Below are 22,266 nucleotides of genomic sequence, written 5' to 3' on the forward strand. Positions count from 1 at the left end.
TGCCCTCGCCCTGCGGGCCAACGGCTGCGCCGTTGTTCAAATTTGCTCCCGACAAATCTGTCATGCCGACAGCCCCTCGATCATCTGCTTGATGCGGTCGGTGCAGGCTTTCAGGTCGCGGTCGATCTCTTCCAGCGGGCGCGGTGGCTGGAACACGTAGAAGTGGCGGTTAAAGGGAATCTCGAAACCGACGATGCCGACTTCGCCGTCCTGCGCGTCTGTCTTGCTCTCGTCGATCCAGGCATCCGGCACATGGGGTTTTACTTCGCGCTCGAAGTAGTCGTAGACCGACTCGCCCAGCGGCACGTTCTCGTTGTCGCGCAGGCCGGCGTCGGCTTCCGGCTGGCCTTTGACCATGCAGATATCCGCCTCGGGGTCGCGCTCGCTCAGGGCATTGAGGATGGCCTTCAGCTCCGGCGTGCTGGGGAAGAAGTCATGGTTGCCGAGGGTCTTTTTCAGCAGTTTGCTGAACTGCTCGCGGTTGCGGTGCAGCACGCTGGCATCCATGGCCTGCAGGGCGTTGATCAGGCGCTGGCGTGCCGGGGCTTCCAGCCTCTGGATGGCTTTTTCTTCCAGCACCTTTTCGATGCGCTCGGCGCTGGTCTGGAAGTTCAGGCGCAGCGGGCGCTCGACGGTGATGCGCCGGTAGCCAAAGGCTTCGACGGGGAAGATTTTGCTCTGTGCGGTCTGCTCAAAACGGCCATACAGACGCACCAGATCCTCGATCTGCTCGTCGGTAATGTACTGGCGCTTGCTGCCCAGCGACTTGCGCATCTTGGCAAAGTGCTGGCTGCCATCGATCAACTGCACCTTGCCCTTGCGCTCGGCGGCCTTGTGATTGCTCAGCACCCACACATAGGTGGCGATGCCGGTGTTGTAGAACATGTCGGTAGGCAGGGCGACGATGGCCTCGACCAGGTCGTTCTGCAGAAGGTAGCGGCGAATCTCCGACTCGCCCGAACCGGCGCCGCCGGTAAACAGCGGCGAGCCGTTGAGGATGATGCCGATGCGCGAGCCACCTTCACGCGGGTCACGCATTTTGCTGACCAGGTGCAGCAGGAACAGCAGCGAGCCATCGGACACACGCGGCAGGCCCGGCCCGAAGCGTCCGTTGAAGCCTTTCTCGCTGTGCTCGTCGGTGATCTGCTTTTGTACCTTCTTCCACTCCACACCAAACGGCGGGTTGCTGAGCATAAAGTCGAAGCGGTGCTCGGGGCCGGCCAGTTGGTCGTTGGACAGGGTATTGCCCAGCTTGATGCTGGTGACGTCCTGGCCCTTGATCAGCATGTCCGCCTTGCAGATGGCGTAGGACTCGGGGTTGAGCTCCTGGCCGTGCAAAGACACTGTGACCTGCTGGCTGATGGACTGGATGTACTCGTCGCCCTCGGAGAGGAAGCCGCCGGTGCCGGCAGTCGGGTCGTAGATGGTGACGATGCTGTTGGGCTTGAGCTTGTCGTCCTGCCCGGTGATCACCAAGGATGTGGTCAGGTGCACGATATCGCGCGGGGTGAAGTGCTCCCCGGCGGTTTCGTTGGAGCTTTCCGCGAACTTGCGGATCAGCTCTTCGAAGATGATGCCCATGCCGAAGTTGCTGATGCGCTCGGGGCTGAGGTCGGTGGCGGCAAATCGCTGGACCACCTGATACAGCAGGTTGGCCGACGAGAGCTGCTGCACGAAGTCCTCGAAGTGGAAGTGCTCGAAGATCTCGCGAGCGTCCTTGCTGAAGGACTGCACATAGCTCATCAGGTCGGCAGCGGTCTGGGTGTCGGACAGCGTGCCCAAGGTCAGTTTGGAGGCATTGAAGAACTGCTGCCCGGCGGCACGCAGCAACAGCCGCTCGCGCACCAGATCAGGCCGACCTTCCTGGGCATGGGCCTCACGGATCACCGCGTCTTTGGTCGGCGCTAGCACACATTCCATGCGCCGCAACAGGGTGAACGGCAGGATGATGCGGCCGTACTGCGACTGCTTGAAGTCACCGCGCAGCAGGTCGGCAATCGACCAGAGAAAGGCGGCCGTCTGGGAATGGTTTTCCGTGTTCACGTAACAGCTCCAGGGTGAGGCGGCAAAACCTGAACTTTAACCCACTATGCATGCTGAGATCAGCCCGCGCGCTTGAATAATCGATGCTGGCTGGATATGCGTATTGGTTGCTTGGATACGCCGCTGGAAGAGGAATCCACGCCTAGGTATCCAAGGTTGGTATCCACGCAATTGAGCTTTTTGCGCCGATGAGCTGGCCCCGGCACGGCTCAGGCTGCGGGCAGCGACAGAGTGACCCCGGTTCAGGGGCTTTTACTTTCCAGCATCGAAACCAACTACTCGGTCACCACCAACTGATACTCGGTCCAGCTCCGTCCGCGTGTGTGTATAAGCACATAACCCTGCCCGGTAGGGCGAAAGCCCTGAGTCAGGGCGGCGCTGTAAAGCGCCCGCCAGGTTGACTCGGCATCATTGCGCTCAGCATCAAAGGGCGTGCTCAGTACCTGCATGGCCGGGCTTGTCGACAGGGCATAACCGGCCACTGCTGCTCCGCTACCACTGACCGGAAAGGACACCTGCAAAGGCACATTCTCTGGGCTGACCGCCGCCAGGTCATCGAAGACCAGCGTCAAAGGGCCGCTGATGCTCAAACGGGCACGCCTGTTGGCTGCTATACCTACGTTGGTAGCCAGACCGCGCAGGTCACTGCGCAAGCGTTTGGGCGTTAACTGGTAATGCCGCCCAAACAGTTGGGTTTCGCCGCGCTGCAGCAGGCTGACCGGATACTCGATACCCTCGTCACGAATCACCAGCACATCACCCTCTCGCAGATTGGCTGCCACCTGTCGGCTGACCGGCAACGGCGCATAATCATCCTCCACGCACAGGCGGGCCCGCAACGCCTGCTGCGTGCTGGCAAGTAGCTGCGCATTGCCAGCCAGCGCCGTGCAGACGGCCATATCGTAGCCGCCCCAGGCTTGGCGCGCGGCATCGGCAGCCAACAGTTGCGTGATAACGGTTTCCGAGGCCTGTTCGGCGGCCATCAGCAGTGCGGTCTGGCGTCCCCGAGCTGCTTCCTGGCGATCCGGCCCACCGACACCAGCCTGGCGGGCACGGGTCTGGGCGTGCACGTCGGCACCGGCTGCCAGCAGCAGGCTTACCGCTTCGGCGTTGTCCTGTTGCACGGCGGTCATCAGTGCGGTCTTGCCCCAGGCATTGGCCTGATTTGGGTCCAGCCCCTGTTCAAGCAGATAAGCCAGCGCTGGCGGGTTGTTGGCGGCGGCCATGAGGGCCGTATCAGCGTCGGCACCGAGCCCGCGCTCCTCGCCGAAGGTGCGGCTTTCCCAGGCCAGAAAGTCACGCACTGCCGGCAATGGCCCCTGATTCAACAGCACGCTGTGCAGGCGCTGGAAATTGCGTCCGTGTTCCAGTTCACCTGGGGCCGGGGCAATCGCGTAACGCGGCTGATAGCTGGCAAATCCCGCCAGCGGCAAGCCCGGCACACCGGCTGGCGCCTGCAGATTCTCCAGACTCCGGGCAAATGTTTCATGCAGCAGCAGGTCCGCGGCAGCGCCCGCCTGAGCGGCATCCAGCCCCTGCTGCTGATACATCGCGTGCAGCTCAGCGTGTGCCGGACGCAGCAACGGCAATAACTGCTGGTAGCGCTGCTTGCTGCGCAGGTTGTGCTCGGACCACTGGAACAGCATCTCCAGCGCCTGGTCATGGCGCTGACGCAGAGCTGCCTCGCGGCCATACCGTGACAGTGCATCAGCACCCAGCAGCGGCAGGTTCAGCAGCGTCCACTGACGCTCCTTCCAGCGCTGAAAATTGTCACGCCGTTCATGCTGGGCATACCCAGGCAAGGGATCACCCGCCAGCGTATCCAATGCTTCGGTCAACTGGCTGTAAATCGGTAAGCCTTCAAGCAGGCGCGTGCGCGGCGGGGTCAGGTAGCTTTGGTACAGGCACAGCGGCTGCAGACTACCGCCTTGCAGCGCATAGAGTCCGGCAAACGCCGACTCGCCTCGCGCAGCTGGCGAGTAGAAGCCCCAGGTTTCATTGACCAGCACCAGGGGGCGGCCCTCGCGCTCAAAAACGTCAATCCGCGCATAGTCGCCGGTCTGTGACGAGGATACGTTGGCCCGCCCGCCATAGTTCGGCTGTGCCGCGACCCAGCGCGGCAACGTGCGCTGATCCAGTTGCAGCACGCCGTTGATGCTCAGGCCACGGCTGCGCTGCTGATAGCCGGCAAACGGCCCGGCATTATAGCGATCGACCTCCAACTGCACGCCGGCCAGATTGATCTGTTGCTCACCACCTGCGCTGCTGATCAGCGCACGATTGCCGGGCAAACGCGCTACATCCGGATCACCATGGCGCCTCAAGTCGGCATTCAGGGCGTTGGCCAGTGGCTGGCACAAGGCATCATGCCCCTCGACCAGACGAAACTCTGCGTAAGCCGCCAACGGGTGCTCGGCATTACTGCGCGGACTGACCGACGGCCAGCTATCCAGTGCCTGCAGCCGCTCCTGATAGAGCCGGCCCAGACAAGCCTGTGCAGCTGGATCGGCAACCCCGCTACTGGCGCTCTGCTCGCCCAGGCCGCACTGGCCCGCCCGGCTCAACTGCCACTGGCGCTGACTGGCCTCGAGCAGCAACGCACCGACCAGATCCAGCTCCTGCACACGCTGGTGCACACGCTCGGCCAACTGCCGATCAAGGCTGGCCAATGCATCACTGGTACAGATCTGCCAGTGCACCTCGGGCAAGGCGCCGCTGCAGGCAAAGCTGGCACGCATGGAGACTGGCGGCGGCAACACCTGCGGCGCCTCAGGGGTTTGAACAGGAGCCGGTGGCGCGCTGACGCAGCCGCCAAGCAGCAGCCCGGCAAACACTGGCAAGAACCATGAACGGGACAGGGCAAGCTGCATGGCTGGGTTCTCCGGTTATTTGATGAAAATGGCCGTGCCGTAAATGGTCACCTGGCCGCTGCCACCCGGAGGTGGCGGAAATGGGCCGGCATTGAGGATGGCGCGCTCGGCAGCCGCATCGAGCAACTCGTCGCCACAGCGGTCGATCGTGTAGGACTGCATCCGCCCATTGGCATCGACCACGATTTCATAGGGGATATAACACTGGCGCTTGAAATCATTGGGATCACCCCGATAACCGGGCGGCGGCTTATAGACCGAACCTTCGGGGCGCTGCAAATGGGCAGTCACGCGGTTCTTCACCGTATCGGCATAACCGGACGGCGCCATCCGCGCGCGCGAACCACTGCTGGTACCGGGCGCCGGCGGTGCAGCCCAGTTCTGGTTGGAGCCGAAGGCATAGCTCGGTGGTGCGGCCGGATCGGCAGCGGCCGGTTGCCGCGCTGCCGGACTCGGACTCGGGCGGGGCGCCGGCGTCGGTCTGACTGGCTCGGGCTCGGGCTCGGGTTCAGGCTCCGGTTCAGGCTCTGGCTCTGGTTCAGGCGCGGGCATCTCGATCAGCTCCACCGCCACAACCGCAGACGCATCAACCACCGGGCGACTGAAACGCTCACTCAGCAACCAGGCCAGCAAGGCGGCATGCAACAGCAGCGAAAGCAGGATCAACAGCATCCGCAGCGGCCAACCAATCGGCGCTGCCTGGTCAGCCATCGTCGAGCGCTCTGATGTCGGCTGGCCGGACATCAGAGCGCAAGCTCCTCGGTGGCAACCAGGCTGATACGGCTGTAACCGGCCTTCTGCAGGGTATTCATGACGCGCATCAGGGTGCCGTAATCGACCGCCTGATCACCCCGCAAAAACAGCCGCGCCTCGCGGTTGCCACCCGACTGCACATCCACACGGGCAGCAATCTCGGTCAGGCTGCTCGGCTGCTCCTGGACAAACAGCGTGCCGTCGGCCTGCACGCTGACGTAGATGGGCTCCAGCGGCGGCGGATTGGCCTGCGCGGCATTGCTGGGCAAATCAACCGGCACATCCACCGTAGCCAGCGGCGCAGCGACCATGAAGATGATCAGCAGAACCAGCATCACGTCGACAAAGGGCGTGATGTTCATTTCGGCGTTCTGCTGGTAGTTGTGGCGCTTGACCACCGGCCCGGAGTCAAACTGGATGCCCATGCTCAGTGCCCCTCGTCGATCTTGCGCGACACGCTGGCAATCATTTCCGCGGAGAAGTTGTCCAGTGCACCGACGAAGCCGTTGATGTCACGGGCGAACTTGTTGAAGATCATCACTGCTGGAATCGCCGCAAACAGCCCCAGCGCAGTGGCCAGTAGCGCCTCGGCAATCCCCGGTGCGACAATCGCCAGGCTCGCCGAGCGCATGGTGGCAATGCTGGCGAAACTGTTGAGAATCCCCCAGACCGTGCCGAACAGTCCAATAAAGGGCGCCGTGGCGCCGATGGTAGCCAGCACGCCCATCATGCTGCCCAGCCGCGCCAGATCACGCTCCTGAACGATGCTGGCGTTCAGCGACATACGCTGCAGCATGCGGTTGACCCGACCGGCATCGGCACTGGCACCCGGCTGACGGCAGAATTGCTGGTACTCACCCATACCGGCCTGCCACATGCGCCCCATGGCGCTTTGGCTCAGACGCTCACCCAGCACTTCAATGGTTCCGGCACGAAAGTGCGTCAGAAAACGCTGGTTGGCACGTCGGGCGCGGACAAACACCAGCAGCTTTTCCAGCAGCACGGCCCAGGTCAGCAGCGAGCACAGCACCAGGAAGATCATCACCGACTTCACCACCCAGTCAGCCTGTTCGAACATCTCGCGCACGCCGAAACGCTCGCCCACCGCCGGCAACTCGTCCAGAGGCTGGATCTGAGCCGATTCAGCGGGCGCCACCGCCGCCGTGTCGGCAATCACGTACCCCGCTGATAGCGCCGCGACAGACAGCAGCGCGGCAATGGCCGCCAGTCTGGCGCGGTTCAGCCAGCGTTGAGTCGACTCACTAAGAAGTGTGGTGAACATGGAATCCCCGATTTGGTTGTTGTTGTCAGGTCAATCACCGGTCTCACCACTGTCGGTGTCCAGTGTTTGCAGTTCGAGAATGGCGTGCAGGGCAGCGACATAACTGGCAAACGCCTCGCGCCCGCGAGCGCTCAGGCATACCCGGGTACGCGGCTTCTTGCCGGCAAAATCTTTTTTGATGCGCACGTAATGAGCGCTTTCAAGAGTATTGAGATGGGCCCCAAGATTGCCGTCGGTGGTATCGACAATCCGCCGCAGGGCAACGAATTCCAGCCATTGGCTGCTGCCCAGCGTATTCAGTGCCGCCATGATTTTCAGGCGCACCGGCTGATGGATAATCTCATCGGGTGTTTGCATATCAGAGCCTGCCGAGCCAGACACCCGAAAGCATCAGGGTGCCGCCCCAGGTCATCGCCATGGCCCACCAGAACCAGGGGCCAGCAAACAGGAAGCTGAGCAGACTCAGACCGGCCAATGCGCCGCCGATCACCAGATAGCGCGGACGCAGCAACACCCCACGGAGAAAATACAGTACGCCGACGAACAGCGGCGCGATCATCGCCCCCTGCTCGGGCGCCAGCGGCCAGAACACCGCATGCAAAGCAACGATGAGAAACAGGATGGCACCGAGAATCAGCAGATAACGCCAGCCAATCCCGGGCAGCAAGGCATTGGTGCGACGTGCCAACAAGGCACCGGCAACCAGACACAGCAGCACCAATGGCACCCAGATCTGCAACAGATGCTGTTCGAACAGCGCCGTGGCAACCAGACCAATACTGTTGGCCGCGCCCCAGAGGATGAGCTGCGCCGACTCGGCCTGATAGTCCTGAAAGCCGGCGGCACGTTCCTTGATAGCGTCGATTTCACGCAGCGCTCGGGCTGCTTCTTCAGCGGAGGGCGACATGGCAACTCGCATGTTTGTTCTTATTGCAAAGCACTCTATTTCACAGAGTAGACAAAAACAAGAGCTGTCTCAAAGATTGATCCGGGTGATGCCTGAGCATTGGCAAAATGATGTCGCATCGACGGCGTCAACCACCATCAGGCACGCATCTGCAGCCTGGACGCGGATAGGTATCTCGAGCGCATGAAAGTACCAAAACCACAACAACATCCAATCACAAGCACCGATTCTATTTTACTTTCTTCGGACCTGACCGAGCCCAGCCCTACAGCCCTATACCGCTTCGGCAGAATATCCCCCCCGACACCGCTGACAGGTAACCGATATGAGCAATCCAAAAACCGAAGTTCTGACCCCACAGAACAGCCAGCTGATCTTCATCGACCATCAGCCGCAAATGGCCTTTGGCGTGCAGAGCATCGACCGGCAAACCCTGAAGAACAACACCGTGGGTCTGGCCAAGGCGGCCAAAATTTTCAACGTGCCTACCATCATCACCACGGTCGAGACCGAAAGCTTTTCCGGCCACACCTACCCCGAGCTGCTCGCCGTATTCCCAGACGCGCCGCTACTTGAGCGCACCTCGATGAATTCCTGGGACGACCAGAAGGTACGTGACGCGCTGAAGAAGAACGGCCGCAACAAGGTCATCGTCTCCGGTCTGTGGACCGAGGTGTGCAACACCACCTTCGCCCTGTCGGCCATGCACGATGCCGGCTACGAGATCTACATGGTCGCCGACGCTTCTGGCGGTACTTCGCAGGCCGCTCATGATTACTCCATGCAGCGCATGATTCAGGCCGGCGTGGTGCCAGTGACCTGGCAGCAAGTGCTGCTGGAATGGCAGCGCGACTGGAAGAACCGCGACACCTACGACGCCGTCATGGCCCTGGTCAAGGAACACTCCGGCGCCTATGGCATGGGCGTGGACTACGCCTACACCATGGTGCACAAGGCACCGGAGCGTGTGGAGCATGGCCCGACCCTGGCCCCGGTCGCAGCGCCCATCTGACCCCATGACAGCCGCACCAGTGGCGCGTATCGGTGCGCGCCGCTGGATCGACAAGACCACGGTCTCGAGCAGAGTCTCCAGCATGAGCGAGACGCAACAGGAAACCGTCACCTGGTGGTGCGCCATCAGGTTCGCCGAAAACATTGTTTTGTTCGTGGTGTACCTGTTCATGCCCATGGCCACGCGGCTGTTCGCCGCCTGGCTGAGCCCAACCGCAGACGAGGATCGACCATGAGCCAGGATCCCTCCGACCCGAAACGCCGCCATTTTCTCGCCACCAGCAGCATCCTCGGCGCCGCCGGGGCGCTGTGGTCCACCCTGCCTTTCGCCGCCATGGTCGGCGACTCATCCGCCAGTTCATCAGGAGGCAACATGAGCGCCGATCTCATTCTCTACAACGGTCGCCTGCACACGGTCGACCGCGAAAACCCCCAGGCCAGCGCCGTGGCCATCAAGGACGGGCGCTTCGTCGCCGTCGGCAGCGATGCCGAGGCCATGGCCATGCGCGGCGATGCCACCCGCGTGATCAACCTGCAGAAACGCACCGTCATACCCGGCCTCAACGACTCGCACCTGCACCTGATCCGCGGTGGCCTCAATTACAATCTGGAGCTGCGTTGGGAAGGCGTGCCGTCGCTGGCCGACGCCTTGCGCATGCTCAAGGAACAAGCCGACCGCACACCAACGCCGCAGTGGGTGCGCGTGGTCGGCGGCTGGACCGAATTCCAGTTTGCCGAAAAACGCCTGCCGACCCTGGATGAACTGAACAAGGCGGCGCCCGACACCCCGGTGTTCGTCTTGCACCTCTACGACCGCGCCCTGCTCAACCGCGCCGCGCTGCGCGCCGTGGGCTACGACAAGAACACGCCGAATCCGCCCGGCGGCGAGATCCAGCGCGATGCCAGCGGCGAGCCCACCGGCATGCTGATCGCACGGCCCAATGCGCTGATCCTCTACGCTACCCTGGCCAAGGGACCGACGCTGCCGCTGGAGTATCAGGTCAACTCCACCCGCCAGTTCATGCGCGAGCTCAACCGCCTGGGCGTGACCAGCGCCATCGACGCTGGCGGCGGTTACCAGAACTACCCCGACGACTACCAGGTGATCCAGGAGCTGGCCGACAAGGATCAGCTCACCGTGCGCATCGCCTATAACCTGTTTACCCAGAAACCCAAGGAAGAGCTGACCGACTTCAAGAACTGGACCGGCAGCGTCAAACTACACCAGGGCGATGATTTCCTCCGTCACAACGGCGCGGGCGAAATGCTGGTGTTCTCCGCCGCCGACTTCGAGGACTTTGTCGAGCCGCGTCCAGACCTGGCACCGAGCATGGAAGCCGATCTGGAGCCGGTGGTGCGTCATCTGGTCGAGCAGCGCTGGCCGTTCCGCCTGCACGCCACCTACGACGAATCCATCTCGCGCATGCTCGACGTGTTCGAGAAGGTCGACCGCGACATGCCGTTCAACGGCCTGCCCTGGCTGTTCGACCACGCCGAGACCATCAGCCCGCGCAACATCGAGCGGGTACGGGCGCTTGGCGGCGGCATTGCCATCCAGCACCGCATGGCCTTTCAGGGCGAGTACTTCATCGACCGTTACGGCGCCAAGGCCGCCGAAGCCACCCCGCCGATCCAGCGCATGCTGGCCGAAGGCGTGCCGGTCGGTGCGGGTACCGACGCCACCCGCGTGGCCAGCTACAACCCCTGGACGGCGCTGTACTGGCTGGTCAGCGGCAAGACGGTCGGCGGCACCACGCTCAACCCGCAGGGCCTTTCGCGCGACACCGCGTTGCAGCTGTTCACCCACGGCAGCGCCTGGTTCTCCAGCGAACAGGGCAAGAAGGGCCAGATCAAGGTCGGTCAACTGGCCGACCTGGTGGCCTTGAGCGCGGACTTCTTCAGCATCGAGGAAGAACAGATCAAGTGGCTGGAGTCGGTACTGACCATCGTCGGCGGCAAGGTAGTGCATGGCACCGGCGAGTTCGACAAGCTCGCCCCGCCGACGCTGCCGGTACTGCCGGACTGGTCGCCGGTGGCGATGGTGCCCGGGCATTGGAAGCCGGCAGCGGCGCCCATGGCCGCCAGCATCCACCAGTGCATCGGCGCCTGCGCGGTGCATGCCCACCAGCATGACCGCGCACGCCGCAGCAATGTGCCGGTGAGCGATCACCAGGGTTTCTGGGGCGCCTTCGGCTGCTCGTGCTTTGCCTTCTGACATGGCCAGCGAAAAACCCTCGCCCTGGGGTGCACTCAAGCACAGCACCTTCCGCTGGCTGTGGCTGGCCAGCATCGCCTCGAACATCGGCACCTGGATGCACGAAGTCGGTGCCGGCTGGCTGATGACCAGCCTGTCGGCCAACCCCATGCACGTGGCGCTGGTGCAGGTCGCCGGTTCAGCGCCGATGTTCCTCCTGGCGCTGCCGGCCGGGGCCATGGCCGACATTATCGACAAGCGTCGCTACCTGCTCGGCGTGCAGTTGTGGATGGCGGCGGTAGCCAGTCTGCTGGCCGTGCTTACCCTGCTCGGCCTGACCACGGTCTGGCTGCTGCTGAGCATGACCCTGGCCATGGGCGTCGGCACCGCGCTGATGATGCCGGCCTGGTCGGCGCTGACGCCGGAGCTGGTGAGCAAGCGCGACCTGCCCTCAGCCATCGCCCTGTCCAGCCTCGGCATCAACGTCGCCCGCGCCCTCGGCCCGGCCATCGCCGGGGTACTGGTCAGCTTGAGCGGCCCTTGGGCGACCTTCGCCCTCAACGCCCTGTCGTTCTTCGCGGTCATGGTGGTGCTGCTGACCTGGAAGCGCGAGCGCCAGGTCGCCACCTTCCCGGCCGAACGCCTGCTTGGCGCCATCCGCGCTGGCTGGCGCTACAGCCGGGCCTCAAAACCGCTGCAGGCGGTACTGGTGCGTGCCGCGGTATTCTTCGTCGGTGCCAGCGCCGGCATGTCGCTACTGCCTTTGATCGTGCGCGGCGAGTTGCAGGGCAGCGCCAGCGACTTCGGCCTGATGCTCGGCAGTGTCGGCGTCGGTGCAGTACTTGGCGCCACCTTGCTGCCGCGCGTTCGCGAGCGCATCAGCAGTGACCGCCTGGTGTTGCTGGCCAGCCTGCTCTACGCCCTGGTGCTGGTGGCTCTGGCCAGCCTGCGCCACTTTGCCGCCTTGCTGCCGGTGATGCTGCTCAGTGGTGCGGCGTGGATCGCCGTACTGTCCAGCCTGCAGGTCGCCGCGCAAACCTCGGTGCCGGACTGGGTCAGGGCGCGGGCTCTTTCCGTCTATATCCTGGTGTTCTTCGGCAGCATGGCCGCCGGCGGCGCGCTCTGGGGGTTCGTCGCCAGTCATGCCTCCATCCCGCTCGCCCTGCTCGCCGCAGCCGGATGCCTGGCGCTGGGCGTGCTACTGACTCCCCGTTTCCCGTTGCCGGTTACCGAAGCCGAGGACCTAGCGCCATCGCTGCACTGGCCAGTGCCGATTCTGGCCAACGAGTCCGACCGCGAACGCGGTCCGGTGATGGTCACGCTGCAATATGACGTCGCGCCGGAGCATGCCATGGCCTTCTGCCAGGCGATGAATGAAGTGGCACGAATGCGCAGACGCAACGGCGCGTTCTCCTGGGGGCTGGTGCAGAACAGCGAGAATCCTCGGCATTGGCAGGAGTTCTTCTTCGACGAGTCCTGGCTCGAACATCTGCGCCATCACGGCCGGGTCACCCGCGCCGAGCAGCGCATCGAGGCTGCTGCCAGACGATTCCAGAGCCCTGGAGTACCAATTCTCATCGAGCACTTCCTGGTGCCCGCCAAGGACACCCCCCAGCCAGCGGAATCAGCGCATGCCTAACCCTAGCTACAGTGACTGCCCCAGGCAGAGCACGACATACTGAATCGGACATGCATAGGCACGCTCTGTTCATCCATGGCTGCTGGCTCACTCCTGCAATTTGGGATTCGTTCCAGCGGCGCTTCAGAGCATGTGGCTATAGCTGCAGCGCACCGTCCTGGCCACAAGACCCGAAAGATCAGCCCGGAGAGCCCAAACAGCAAATGGCGCAATTGAGTATCCGCTCACTCCTCGCTTACTACGAAGAACACATTCGCACTTTAGACCAACCTCCAGTTTTGATCGGTCACGACCTCGGCGGCCTGCTGGTGCAATTACTACTCGACCGTGGCCTGGGTCAGGCGGGCATAGCAATCAGCCCGCTACCGCCTCGCGCAAGCCTGCTAGATTTGTACCGTAGCCGTCACTGGTTGCTACAGTGGGCAGGCTGGCGCAACATGCTGTACATGAGACATGAGTATTTCGCGCACAATATGGCGCAAAACCTGACACCGGAGCAGCAATACGCTGCCTATGCGCGACACATCGTACCGGCACCGGGCAGAGTGTTCTTCGAGGCCACGCTTGGGATAGGCAGTCGCCTTGATTTCTCCAATGCCGACCGTGCGCCTCTACTACTGGTCGCAGGAGGCCAGGCCCGGACCGTTCGCGCCAACATGGTTGCCGCCACTTATCGTCGCTATCGACGCTCGGCAGCCGTAACCAGCTTCAAGCAGTTCCCCGGCTACAGCCACTGGCTGATCGCCGAGCCCGGATGGGAAACAATCGCCGACTACAGCATTGAATGGGCGCAGAACCAACTTGGACGCTTCTAGACAACCGCTGGCCTCACTACCCTGCCTCGGCATTGTACTTGGCCTGTTTTGCCTGTTGCTTTTCAGCCCCGCGGCCCAGGCAGACAGAAGTGTACTGACACAGCAGCTGGAGCATCGCCGCTGGGCACACAACGACGACAGTCCCAGCCAGATCGGGGCTCTGGCCGAAACCCGCGATGGCTATCTATGGCTGGGTACCCATGACTCCCTATACCGCTTCGACGGCTTCAAATTCACTGGTTACCACACACCGAACGGTCGTGATTTGGGCATCGTCTCCAGTCTGCTGACCAGCCACGTCGGGCTATGGGTAGGCCAGCGCAATGGTCGCATTCGCCTGATCACTTCAGAGGAAGAACCGCCGGTCACCTTCGACCTAGGCCGCGGCGTGATCTACGCCCTGGCGCAAACAGCGGATGGTCGAGTTTGGGCGGCCGCCAACGACGGCCTGATGCGGTTCGACGGTAAGCATTGGGAACAACTGGGTAGTGTTGACGGTTTTCTTGGCAGTAATGCCTACAGCCTCTTTGTCGATAGCAGTGACAGACTTTGGGTTGCCGACGAACAACGCCTCTATTACTTGCAGCCCGGCACAAAGATGCTGCGCGACAGTGGCATTCGAAGCAATCGCACCCGACAAATGTCACAGGCGCCTGACGGGGCGCTGTGGCTGATCGAAGGCGATCACGAAATCTTGCTTCGGATTGAAACAGACAACCCCCAACAGCAGGCGACTCGCATCCCTGTTGGCGAGCCGGTCAACGCGATGCTCTTCGACCAATATGGCTACCTGTGGCTGAGTACGGCTGGCGGCGGTCTGCTGCGCGTGACCAACCCCAACGACTATGGCAGTGAAGGTTTCAACTCCAGCGAGCGGTTTTCCTCACGCGACGGTCTTAGCTCCGACTTCACCAGGTCGTTGTTCGAAGACAGCGAAGGCAGTCTCTGGATCGGCACACACAACGGTCTGGACCGTCTACGCGAGCGCTTCTTACTGCCTGCTGGCTTTCCAGCCAACGCGCAGAATCTGGCACTTGCTGCCGATGACCAAGGTAATCTCTGGGCGGGTAGCAGCAACCTACCCGTCATGCGCCTGAACGAAGATGGTCTGCATTACCTGGCCCTGCGCACACCCGTCAGCGCGATCAGCAAAGCCCCTAACGGTTCGGTCTGGCTGGCCGGCCCCGAAGGCATCTGGCGCAGCATTGACGATCAGATGCAGAAAATCTCTGCCCTCCCCGTCGAGCGCGAACTGGACTCGTCGGTTCGTACTCTATTAATTGATCACCAAGATACGCTTTGGCTGTCATTGAATCGCCAGGGCCTCTACGTTCTGCGTCAGGGGCAGTGGCAAAGGTTGCCCGCGCCAACTAACAATCCGGCACAACTGATGCCGGTAAGCTCAGGTCTTGCACCTGACGGCCGACGCTGGTTCGGCTACCGCGACAACCTGCTCGTCAGCCACGATGATCAGGGCGAACACCACTGGAGCGACACCGACGGGCTTGATATCGGCCATGTAACCGCGATGGCCCATCTATCAAGTCACAGTTGGTTCGGTGGTCAGCGAGGGTTGGCTCGTTTCGACGGTACGCGGTTCACTACCCTGCCGCTCCCTGATAACGGCCTGTTCGACAATATTTACGCCATCATTCCCGTCGCCAGCGAACATGGCGAAGATCTCTGGGTGCAAGGCAAAGGTGGTATTTTCCAGTTACCGGCCGAGGAAATCGAGCAAGCACTGAAGACCTCCCAACACCATATCATCTACCGTACCTATGACCTGCAAGGCGGGCTGGCCAATGACCCGCAGCAGGTGCTCGCCTTGCCCACAGCCGCACTTACCACCCAAGGAAAGTTGTGGTTCGTGACCCGCCAGGGCGTTGTCGGGCTGGATCCAGATCGTGCAATACAGAAAAGCACACCGCCCAAGGTGCGCATCGAGTCGATGGTCGTTGACGGCGAAGCAATATCACTAAAAACACCGCCAACGTTATCTGCCAGCAGTAAACGCCTGGCTATCGGCTACGGCGCCTTGAGTCTATCCACCCCCGAAGGCCTGCATTTTCTCTATCGCCTCGATGGTTTCGATAACGACTGGCACTCCGCCGGACGACAACGCGAAGCGACCTATACTGGCCTGCCCGCCGGCGACTACCGCTTTCGCGTGCGAGCCCTCAACCAGAGGGGGATAGCCAGTGAGCAGGATGCAGAGTTGAGCTTCAGCATCGACCAAGTGTTCTACCGCCATCCTCTGTTCATCCTGGCTGTAGTTCTGGTCATGCTGGTTATGCTACACCTGCTCTACCGAAGCAATATGCAACGAGCCTCTGAACGTCTGCGTACTCGCCTGGAAGAGCGCCACGACGAGCGTGAACGAATAGCTCGCGAATTGCACGACACGCTGCTGCAGGGAGTACAGGGACTGATGCTGCATGTACAGGCCGCCGCGGACAGCCTCCCAGCCGATCAGCCAGCACGGAGCAAACTGGAAAACGCCTTGGATCGCGCCGATCAGGTGATCGCCGAAGGGCGCGACCGGGTACGCAATCTGCGTCACATTCAAGATGCTTCGGCCGATCTGCCAAAGACCCTGCGCGAGCTCAAACACCTGCACGGACACACCGACATCGGTTACCACGTCGATATCGAAGGCATACCCTGCCCATTGCACCCAGTGGTACATGATGAACTCTGCCAGCTTGCCCGTGAAGCCGTCAGCAATGCCTTTCGCCATGCTATGGCCAGCAGTGTGCACGTACAGCTGGACTACAACCCTAGACAGTTTTCACTACGGATCAGCGATGACGGGCAAGGTATACCGACCAAGCACCAGCAGAGTGATGAATCCGTTGATCATTGGGGCTTGAGGGGAATGTACGAACGCGCCGCCAAAATTGGTGCTATCTTGAACATTGAGAGTACACCCGGGCATGGCAGCCAGGTGCAGTTATCCCTTGCCGGTTCACTGGCCTACCATCAACCGCAGCCTCGCGCAAAGCGCTGGCTGCAGTGGAAACGATTCGCCAAGAGCTCGCCCCCATGACAACCGTCACCCCTATTCGTGTCCTGGTCGCCGATGATCATCCCCTGCTACGTGAAGGGATCGCTGCGGTACTCGCTGGGCAGTTAGACATTGATCTAGTCGGTGAAGCCAGTGATGGTCGTGAAGCATTGGACTGCTTTCGGCGCCTGCGCCCGGACGTCACCCTGATGGATCTACAGATGCCATGTATGAACGGCATTGATAGCATTCTGGCGATTCGCGATGAATGCCCAGATGCGCGCATCGCTATCCTCACCACCTACCGTGGTGACGTGCGAGCCCTGCATGCCATTCAGGCAGGCGCACAGGCTTATCTGCTCAAGAGCAGCCTGCGCAAGGAACTGGTCGGAACCATTCGCACACTGGCCGCTGGCAAGCGCCACATTCCCCCAGAGATCGCCACCGATCTAGCCGAGCACTTAGGCCAGCAGTGTTTGAGTCCACGCGAGATCAGTGTGCTAGAGGCCGCGTCCATAGGCCGCTCAAACAGAGATATTGCACAACAGCTATGCATCAGCGAAGACACGGTCAAGGGCCACATGCGCCTGATCATGGACAAGCTAGGCGCCAAAAACCGCACCCATGCTGTCGTCATTGGAGTTCAGCGCGGCATTCTCGACATCTTGCCCACACTTTAGTGTTGATAATGCCCCCTTCCTTGTGAGCTGTGCACTGACGTCAAAGCAGCACATGCTCTGACTGTACTCATAAGGAGGGACTCAAATGGGTTCATTCGCGGAAATTAAAAGTACTGCGCCACCCCGTTCGCACTCGGAGTGTTGCAATATGCAAACTCTCTCACAGGTCGCCCGCCTGTTAAGAGAAGCCAAGACCGTGCTTTACGAGGACACCAAGTGCGCATATTGCTACCTGGATCAGGCCGAGGCACTACTAAGTCAACAGGATGTTTACAGTCACTTCAAGCCCAGTCAGCCGGGCGAACTCAGCCTATGGCAGATGCGACGCGTGGGCGAATACATCAGTCAGAATTGTGATGCCCCCATCCGTACCAGCAGCCTAGCCGCCCTGATCGGACTTAGTGCCAGCCATTTTTCTCACCTGTTCAGAAAAACCTTCGGTATGACACCTCACGCCTACGCAACACGGATGCGAATAGAGGCTGCGTGCAAGACGATGCTTGACACTGAGGAGCCGCTGACACATATCGCACATGCTTATGGTTTCTGCGACCAATCACACTTCAGTCGCACCTTCCGCCGCGTGATAGGCACAAACCCGCAGGCCTGGAGGCAGAGATACAGTCATGAAGAGCTGCCTCTTCGGGAAATACCTCGTAGGTAGAGGCCTTATCCATTACGCCAATAACCTGAGCCTGCCCCAGGCTCCGATCTCACCTGAGCATCCTGCGCGCCAACGGCAGCCAAAACAAATAGGGCAGACTCCTCACCCCCTTCATCAGCCAGCCAAATCCCCTGGGCACAAGAATCTCAAAGCGCCGCCCATCCACCTCACGCAGCACGGCGGCGGCGACCTGAGCCGGTTCGGTCAGCCCAGGCATCGGGAAGTCATTCTTGTCGGTTAGCGGGGTGCGCACAAAGCCCGGGCAGATGAGCCGCAGGCGCACTCCATCGCGGGCGAATTCGGGCTGCAAGGATTCAGCCAGGCTGATCAGCGCGGCCTTGGTCGCCCCATAGGGAGCGGCATAGGGTAACCCGCGATAACCCGCAACACTGGCGGTTATCATGATCTGCCCTCGCTTGCGCTCACGCATGCACCGCTGCAGCGCATCCAACCCATGAACCACGCCGATGTAGTTAACCTGCATCAGACGGACAAAGAGCGCCGCACTAAAGTCATCCAGCGCCATCGGCTCATAATCTCCGGCATTGAGAATCGCCGTGTCGATTTCCCCCCAACGGGCCTCAATCGCCGCCACAGCCCGGTGCATGGCATCCAGATCGGTTACATCAACCGGAACGGCAAACAGCCGCTCTGGGTCCTGCGCTGCCTGCTGATGCAACAGCTCTGCCCGCCGGGCCGACAGGGCCACTCGCCAGCCGGCCCGGTGAAAAACATCAACCAGCGCGGCGCCAATGCCGGTACTGGCTCCGACCACCCACAGCGTACGTTGTACCTGTGACATGACAAAAACCTATACAAGTGAATGCCGATATATCCAAGAGCCGCCTGCTCAAAGGACCAATGACTCAGTAAATCATCACACAGCAACATTAGACAAATATTATACAAAAGAAATAATATACCTATACAAAATAGAGCCAAAGCCATGACCAATGTGACCTGCACCGCACCTGCTGCGAACGACCCGGCCAACCGGATCGGTACTCGGCTGGCCTATGGCTTGCCGGGGCTACCCCTGGCCATGCTTGGCGTTCCGCTGTACGTCTATTTGCCGCCCTTTTATGCAGCCCAGGTGGGGCTGGGGCTGGCGGCTGTCGGTACCGCGTTGATGCTGACCCGGCTGTTCGATGTGTTGAGCGATCCGCTCATCGGTTACCTGGCCGATCGCCTGCCAGCCGCCTATCGACGGCGCCTGATGATGCTGATCGGCACTCCGCTATTGCTGTTTGCCCTCCATCGCCTGTTACTGCCACCACCCGCCATCGGCCTGGCCTATCTCTATGGCTGGGCGCTACTGGCCTATCTGGGCTGGACCATGGTTACCCTGCCCTATCAGGCCTGGGGGGCGGAAGCGACTTTGAACTCGCATGGCCGCACCCGGCTGGCCACCAGCCGCGAAGGGTTCGCCATTGTCGGTATCGTGCTGGCGGCTGCCTTGCCGCTATTGATCGGCAGCGAAGACCCGGCGCGGGTTCTGGCTGCGGTCGCCATGCTGGTTCTGGTGCTGCTCCCGCTAGCGGTACTGCTGCTGTTTTGGCGCGTGCCGGAAACCGGCAAGCCCCAACCAGCCCAGTCCTGGCGGACCGGCCTGCGGCTGATTCGTAGCCAGCTGGCACTGCGTACCTTGCTGGGCGCCCACTTTCTCAACAGCCTGGCCAACGGCCTGCCGGCAGCGCTGTTTATCCTGTTCGTCAGCCACCGGCTGCAGGTTGAGTCCGCCTTGGGGCCGCTGCTGTTGCTGTACTTCGGCGCCGGAGTTATCGCACTGCCCGGCTGGAGCCTGCTTGCCCGCCATCTGGGCAAGCGTCTGGCCTGGCTGGCGTCGGTTTTGCTGGCGGCCAGCGCCTTCGTCGTAGTGCCATGGCTCGGACCCGGCGATCTGCTGGCCTTTGCTCTGGTGTGCCTGATTTCCGGGCTGTCGCTGGGCGCCGACCTGGCCTTGCCAGCCTCCATTCTCGGCGATCTGGCCGACGAGCAAAGCCACACCGGACTGCTGTTTGGCTTGCTGGGGCTGGTTGGCAAGCTGGCTCTGGCCATAGCGGTTGGCCTGGGCTTCGGCCTGCTGGAGTTGAGCGGCTTCCAGGGCGCGGACACAGACTCCACCGGCATGCTGGCCCTGCTCTACGGCGGAGTGCCGGTAGCCCTGAAACTGCTCGGCGGCTGGCTGATCTGGTCGCCGCTTGGGCGTCATTACCGGCCAGCGGCGCTGACCAGCGCGGCCGCAGAGCCCCTGCCGCAGTCACGCCAGCCACTCCCTTAGCGAGGTCGCCACAATGAAACCGCTTGCTCTGTTCATGACACTGATCCTGGCACTGCCGGCCACCGCCAGCCCGTCCAGCCTGACCCTGTTCGGTGAAGGCACCGCCAGCTACCTGCTGGTACGGGTCTACGACGCTCGACTTTATGCCCCAGCGCAAACACCCGTTGACCGCCTGCTGGATCAACACACGCCACGCCGGCTGAGCCTGGAATACCGCGTGGCCATCGACCGCGCGGATATCGAAACTGCCGCCTGGCGCACGCTTGAGCGCCAGCACGACAGTACCCGGCTGGCCGCACTGCGCCCCGCCATTGATCAACTCCATGGCGCCATGCAGTCGGTCCAGCCCGGCGACCGCTACCTGCTGGAATACCAGGGCGACGGTACTCTGGAACTGTACTTCAACGAACAACCGGTGATCCGTCTCCAGAACCCGGAATTGGCCGAGGTATATTTCGGCATCTGGTTGGGCGAGCCGCCGCTCTCACCCCGGCTCCGCGCCCAACTGATCGGCCGGCGCTGAGCGTGCTGCCTGCCAGCCGCTGGGCAAGAACCCAATGCGCAACCTGATTGTGGTACTTGGCGATCAACTGGATCGCCACAGTGCGGCGCTGGATGATTTCGACCCCGACCAGGATCTTGTCTGGATGGCGGAAGTCCAGACAGAAAGCCGTCACGTCTGGTCTCACAAGGCACGCATTGCCCTGTTTCTTGCCGCCATGCGCCATTTCGCCGAAGACATCCGTGCCAGAACCTGGCCGATCGAATACCTGTATCTGGATCAGCACCCGCATCCTGACCTGGCCAGTGCCCTGGCCGATACGCTGGCACGTCGACGCCCACGCCAACTGGTCATGGTCCCGGCAGGCGACTGGCGGGTACAAACGCAAATCGAAGCCGTCTGCACCCAGGCTGCCATCCCGCTGACAGTACACCCCGACCGCCACTTCATCGCCCAGCCCGAGGAATTCAGCCGCTGGGCCCATGGCCGCCAGCTGTTTCGTCTGGAGCACTGGTATCGCCGGTTGCGTCAACGCACCGGGCTGTTGATGGATGGCCGGCAACCGCTGGGCGGACAATGGAACTTCGATGCCGCCAACCGCAATGCCTTCGATGCCCGTGGCCCAGGCCTGCTGTGGCAACCCCAACGTTTCGCGCCGGACGCCCTGACTGGCGAGGTACTGAGCTTGGTCGCGCGGCTGTTCCCGGATCATCCGGGTAGCCTGGCGGCATTCGACTGGCCAGTGACCCCGACACAGGCGCATCAGGCGCTGGAGGATTTCATTACCCACCGCCTACCGCTGTTCGGTCGCTATCAGGATGCGATGTGGCACTCAGAGCCCTGGCTGTACCACAGCCGCCTGTCCGCGGCCTTGAATCTCAAGTTGATCGACCCACTGACGGTCTGCCAGCGGGCGGAGGCAGCCCTGCACGCCAGGCAGGCGCCAATCGAGGCCGTGGAAGGTTTCATCCGCCAGATCCTCGGCTGGCGCGAATACGTCCACGGGTTGTACCGTTTGTGGATGCCGCAATGGCTGGAGTGGAATGCCTTGTCAGCCCATGAGCCGCTGCCAGCCTGGTTCTGGACCAGCGAGACCGACATGGCCTGTCTGCACCAGGTTATCAACCAGACCCTGCAAACCGGCTACGCTCACCATATCCAGCGACTGATGGTGACCGGCCTGTTCTGCCTGCTGCTTGGGGTCGAACCACGCCAGGTCCATGAGTGGTATCTGGCCGTTTATGTCGATGCCGTTGAGTGGGTCGAGCTGCCCAATGTGTTGGGCATGAGCCAGCATGCCGATGGTGGGCGCATGGCCTCCAAACCCTACATCGCCAGCGGTCGCTACATTCAGCGCATGAGCAACTACTGCAGTGGCTGCCGCTTTCGCCCCGACCAGGCCAGCGGCGCCAATGCCTGCCCTTTCACCACCCTGTACTGGGACTTTCTCGACCGCCACCAGTCTGAGCTGGCCAGCAATCCGCGCATAACACCACAACTGCGCAACCTTGAACGCCTCGATCCCAGCAGCCGGCAGAACATCCGTCAGCAGGCCAAGCAGTTGCGCAAACAACTACGCGCCTGACAACAGCGCCAGCAGCATTGCATCCCGGCGCCAGTG

The 22,266-nt window shown here is 61.8% G+C and carries 18 protein-coding genes and 1 pseudogene; 11 read left to right on the forward strand and 8 right to left on the reverse strand.

What is annotated here, in order from left to right; translation table 11 throughout:
* Positions 1 to 60: 60 nt before the first annotated feature.
* From BVH74_RS02250 to BVH74_RS02280, 7 genes are all read right to left on the reverse strand, one after another.
* Positions 61 to 2,043, reverse strand: a complete 1,983-nt coding sequence (locus tag BVH74_RS02250) for a type I restriction-modification system subunit M (RefSeq protein ID WP_080048508.1) — start codon at positions 2,041 to 2,043, stop codon at positions 61 to 63.
* Positions 2,044 to 2,318: 275 nt separating this feature from the next.
* Positions 2,319 to 4,913 (reverse strand): ankyrin repeat domain-containing protein, encoded by a 2,595-nt coding sequence (locus BVH74_RS02255; RefSeq protein ID WP_080048509.1) that lies wholly within the window; start codon positions 4,911 to 4,913, stop codon positions 2,319 to 2,321.
* Positions 4,914 to 4,928: 15 nt separating this feature from the next.
* Positions 4,929 to 5,657, reverse strand: coding sequence for a TonB family protein (locus BVH74_RS02260; RefSeq protein ID WP_080048510.1), 729 nt, complete (start codon positions 5,655 to 5,657; stop codon positions 4,929 to 4,931).
* Positions 5,657 to 6,091, reverse strand: coding sequence for a biopolymer transporter ExbD (locus tag BVH74_RS02265; protein WP_080048511.1), 435 nt, complete (start codon positions 6,089 to 6,091; stop codon positions 5,657 to 5,659). The genes BVH74_RS02260 and BVH74_RS02265 overlap by 1 nt, the downstream gene beginning before the upstream one ends.
* 2 nt (positions 6,092 to 6,093) lie before the next feature.
* Positions 6,094 to 6,948, reverse strand: a complete 855-nt coding sequence (locus BVH74_RS02270) for a MotA/TolQ/ExbB proton channel family protein (protein ID WP_080048512.1) — start codon at positions 6,946 to 6,948, stop codon at positions 6,094 to 6,096.
* A 30-nt stretch (positions 6,949 to 6,978) separates the two neighbouring features.
* Positions 6,979 to 7,305 (reverse strand): transcriptional regulator, encoded by a 327-nt coding sequence (locus BVH74_RS02275; RefSeq protein ID WP_080048513.1) that lies wholly within the window; start codon positions 7,303 to 7,305, stop codon positions 6,979 to 6,981.
* A gap of 1 nt (position 7,306) precedes the next feature.
* Positions 7,307 to 7,855 carry a hypothetical protein gene (locus tag BVH74_RS02280; protein ID WP_080048514.1) on the reverse strand — a complete coding sequence of 183 codons (549 nt, stop codon included), beginning with the start codon at positions 7,853 to 7,855 and terminating at the stop codon, positions 7,307 to 7,309.
* Between the two features lie 325 nt (positions 7,856 to 8,180).
* Here BVH74_RS02280 and BVH74_RS02285 point away from each other — a divergent pair, with 325 nt between their 5' ends.
* The 8 genes and pseudogenes from BVH74_RS02285 to BVH74_RS19095 all read left to right on the forward strand — a co-directional run bounded on the left by BVH74_RS02285 (position 8,181) and on the right by BVH74_RS19095 (position 17,862).
* A complete protein-coding gene (locus BVH74_RS02285) occupies positions 8,181 to 8,867 on the forward strand; it encodes a hydrolase (RefSeq protein WP_080048515.1) in 687 nt (228 codons plus the stop codon).
* Between the two features lie 142 nt (positions 8,868 to 9,009).
* Positions 9,010 to 9,102: pseudogene (locus tag BVH74_RS19090) on the forward strand (antibiotic biosynthesis monooxygenase); the annotation flags it as partial.
* The gene (locus tag BVH74_RS02295; RefSeq protein ID WP_080048517.1) at positions 9,099 to 11,081 is read left to right on the forward strand and encodes an amidohydrolase; all 1,983 of its coding nucleotides are present in this window, start codon (positions 9,099 to 9,101) and stop codon (positions 11,079 to 11,081) included. The pseudogene BVH74_RS19090 and the gene BVH74_RS02295, both read left to right, overlap by 4 nt.
* Position 11,082: 1 nt before the next feature.
* Positions 11,083 to 12,699, forward strand: a complete 1,617-nt coding sequence (locus BVH74_RS02300; protein ID WP_080048518.1) for an MFS transporter — start codon at positions 11,083 to 11,085, stop codon at positions 12,697 to 12,699.
* Between the two features lie 50 nt (positions 12,700 to 12,749).
* A complete protein-coding gene (locus BVH74_RS02305) occupies positions 12,750 to 13,514 on the forward strand; it encodes an alpha/beta fold hydrolase (RefSeq protein WP_080048519.1) in 765 nt (254 codons plus the stop codon).
* A complete protein-coding gene (locus BVH74_RS02310; RefSeq protein ID WP_080048520.1) occupies positions 13,501 to 16,560 on the forward strand; it encodes a sensor histidine kinase in 3,060 nt (1,019 codons plus the stop codon). The genes BVH74_RS02305 and BVH74_RS02310 overlap by 14 nt, the downstream gene beginning before the upstream one ends.
* Entirely contained in the window at positions 16,557 to 17,198 is a 642-nt protein-coding gene (locus tag BVH74_RS02315; protein ID WP_080048521.1) for a response regulator, read from the forward strand. Before BVH74_RS02310 ends, BVH74_RS02315 begins: the two co-directional genes overlap by 4 nt.
* 319 nt (positions 17,199 to 17,517) lie before the next feature.
* Entirely contained in the window at positions 17,518 to 17,862 is a 345-nt protein-coding gene (locus BVH74_RS19095) for a helix-turn-helix domain-containing protein (RefSeq protein ID WP_373279487.1), read from the forward strand.
* Between the two features lie 49 nt (positions 17,863 to 17,911).
* Here BVH74_RS19095 and BVH74_RS02325 read toward each other — a convergent pair whose 3' ends face one another.
* Positions 17,912 to 18,664 (reverse strand): SDR family NAD(P)-dependent oxidoreductase, encoded by a 753-nt coding sequence (locus BVH74_RS02325; RefSeq protein ID WP_080048523.1) that lies wholly within the window; start codon positions 18,662 to 18,664, stop codon positions 17,912 to 17,914.
* Between the two features lie 144 nt (positions 18,665 to 18,808).
* On the opposite strand from BVH74_RS02325, the gene BVH74_RS02330 reads away from it, so the two are divergent.
* Genes BVH74_RS02330 through BVH74_RS02340 form a run of 3 tightly spaced genes read left to right on the forward strand, consistent with a single transcriptional unit; the run spans position 18,809 to position 22,230 of the window.
* A complete protein-coding gene (locus BVH74_RS02330) occupies positions 18,809 to 20,143 on the forward strand; it encodes an MFS transporter (RefSeq protein WP_080048524.1) in 1,335 nt (444 codons plus the stop codon).
* Positions 20,144 to 20,156: 13 nt separating this feature from the next.
* A complete protein-coding gene (locus BVH74_RS02335) occupies positions 20,157 to 20,666 on the forward strand; it encodes a chalcone isomerase family protein (protein WP_080048525.1) in 510 nt (169 codons plus the stop codon).
* A gap of 34 nt (positions 20,667 to 20,700) precedes the next feature.
* Positions 20,701 to 22,230, forward strand: coding sequence for a cryptochrome/photolyase family protein (locus BVH74_RS02340; protein WP_080048526.1), 1,530 nt, complete (start codon positions 20,701 to 20,703; stop codon positions 22,228 to 22,230).
* Positions 22,231 to 22,266: the final 36 nt, after the last annotated feature.

The organism is Halopseudomonas phragmitis, from assembly GCF_002056295.1.
Taxonomy (GTDB): Bacteria; Pseudomonadota; Gammaproteobacteria; order Pseudomonadales; family Pseudomonadaceae; genus Halopseudomonas; species Halopseudomonas phragmitis.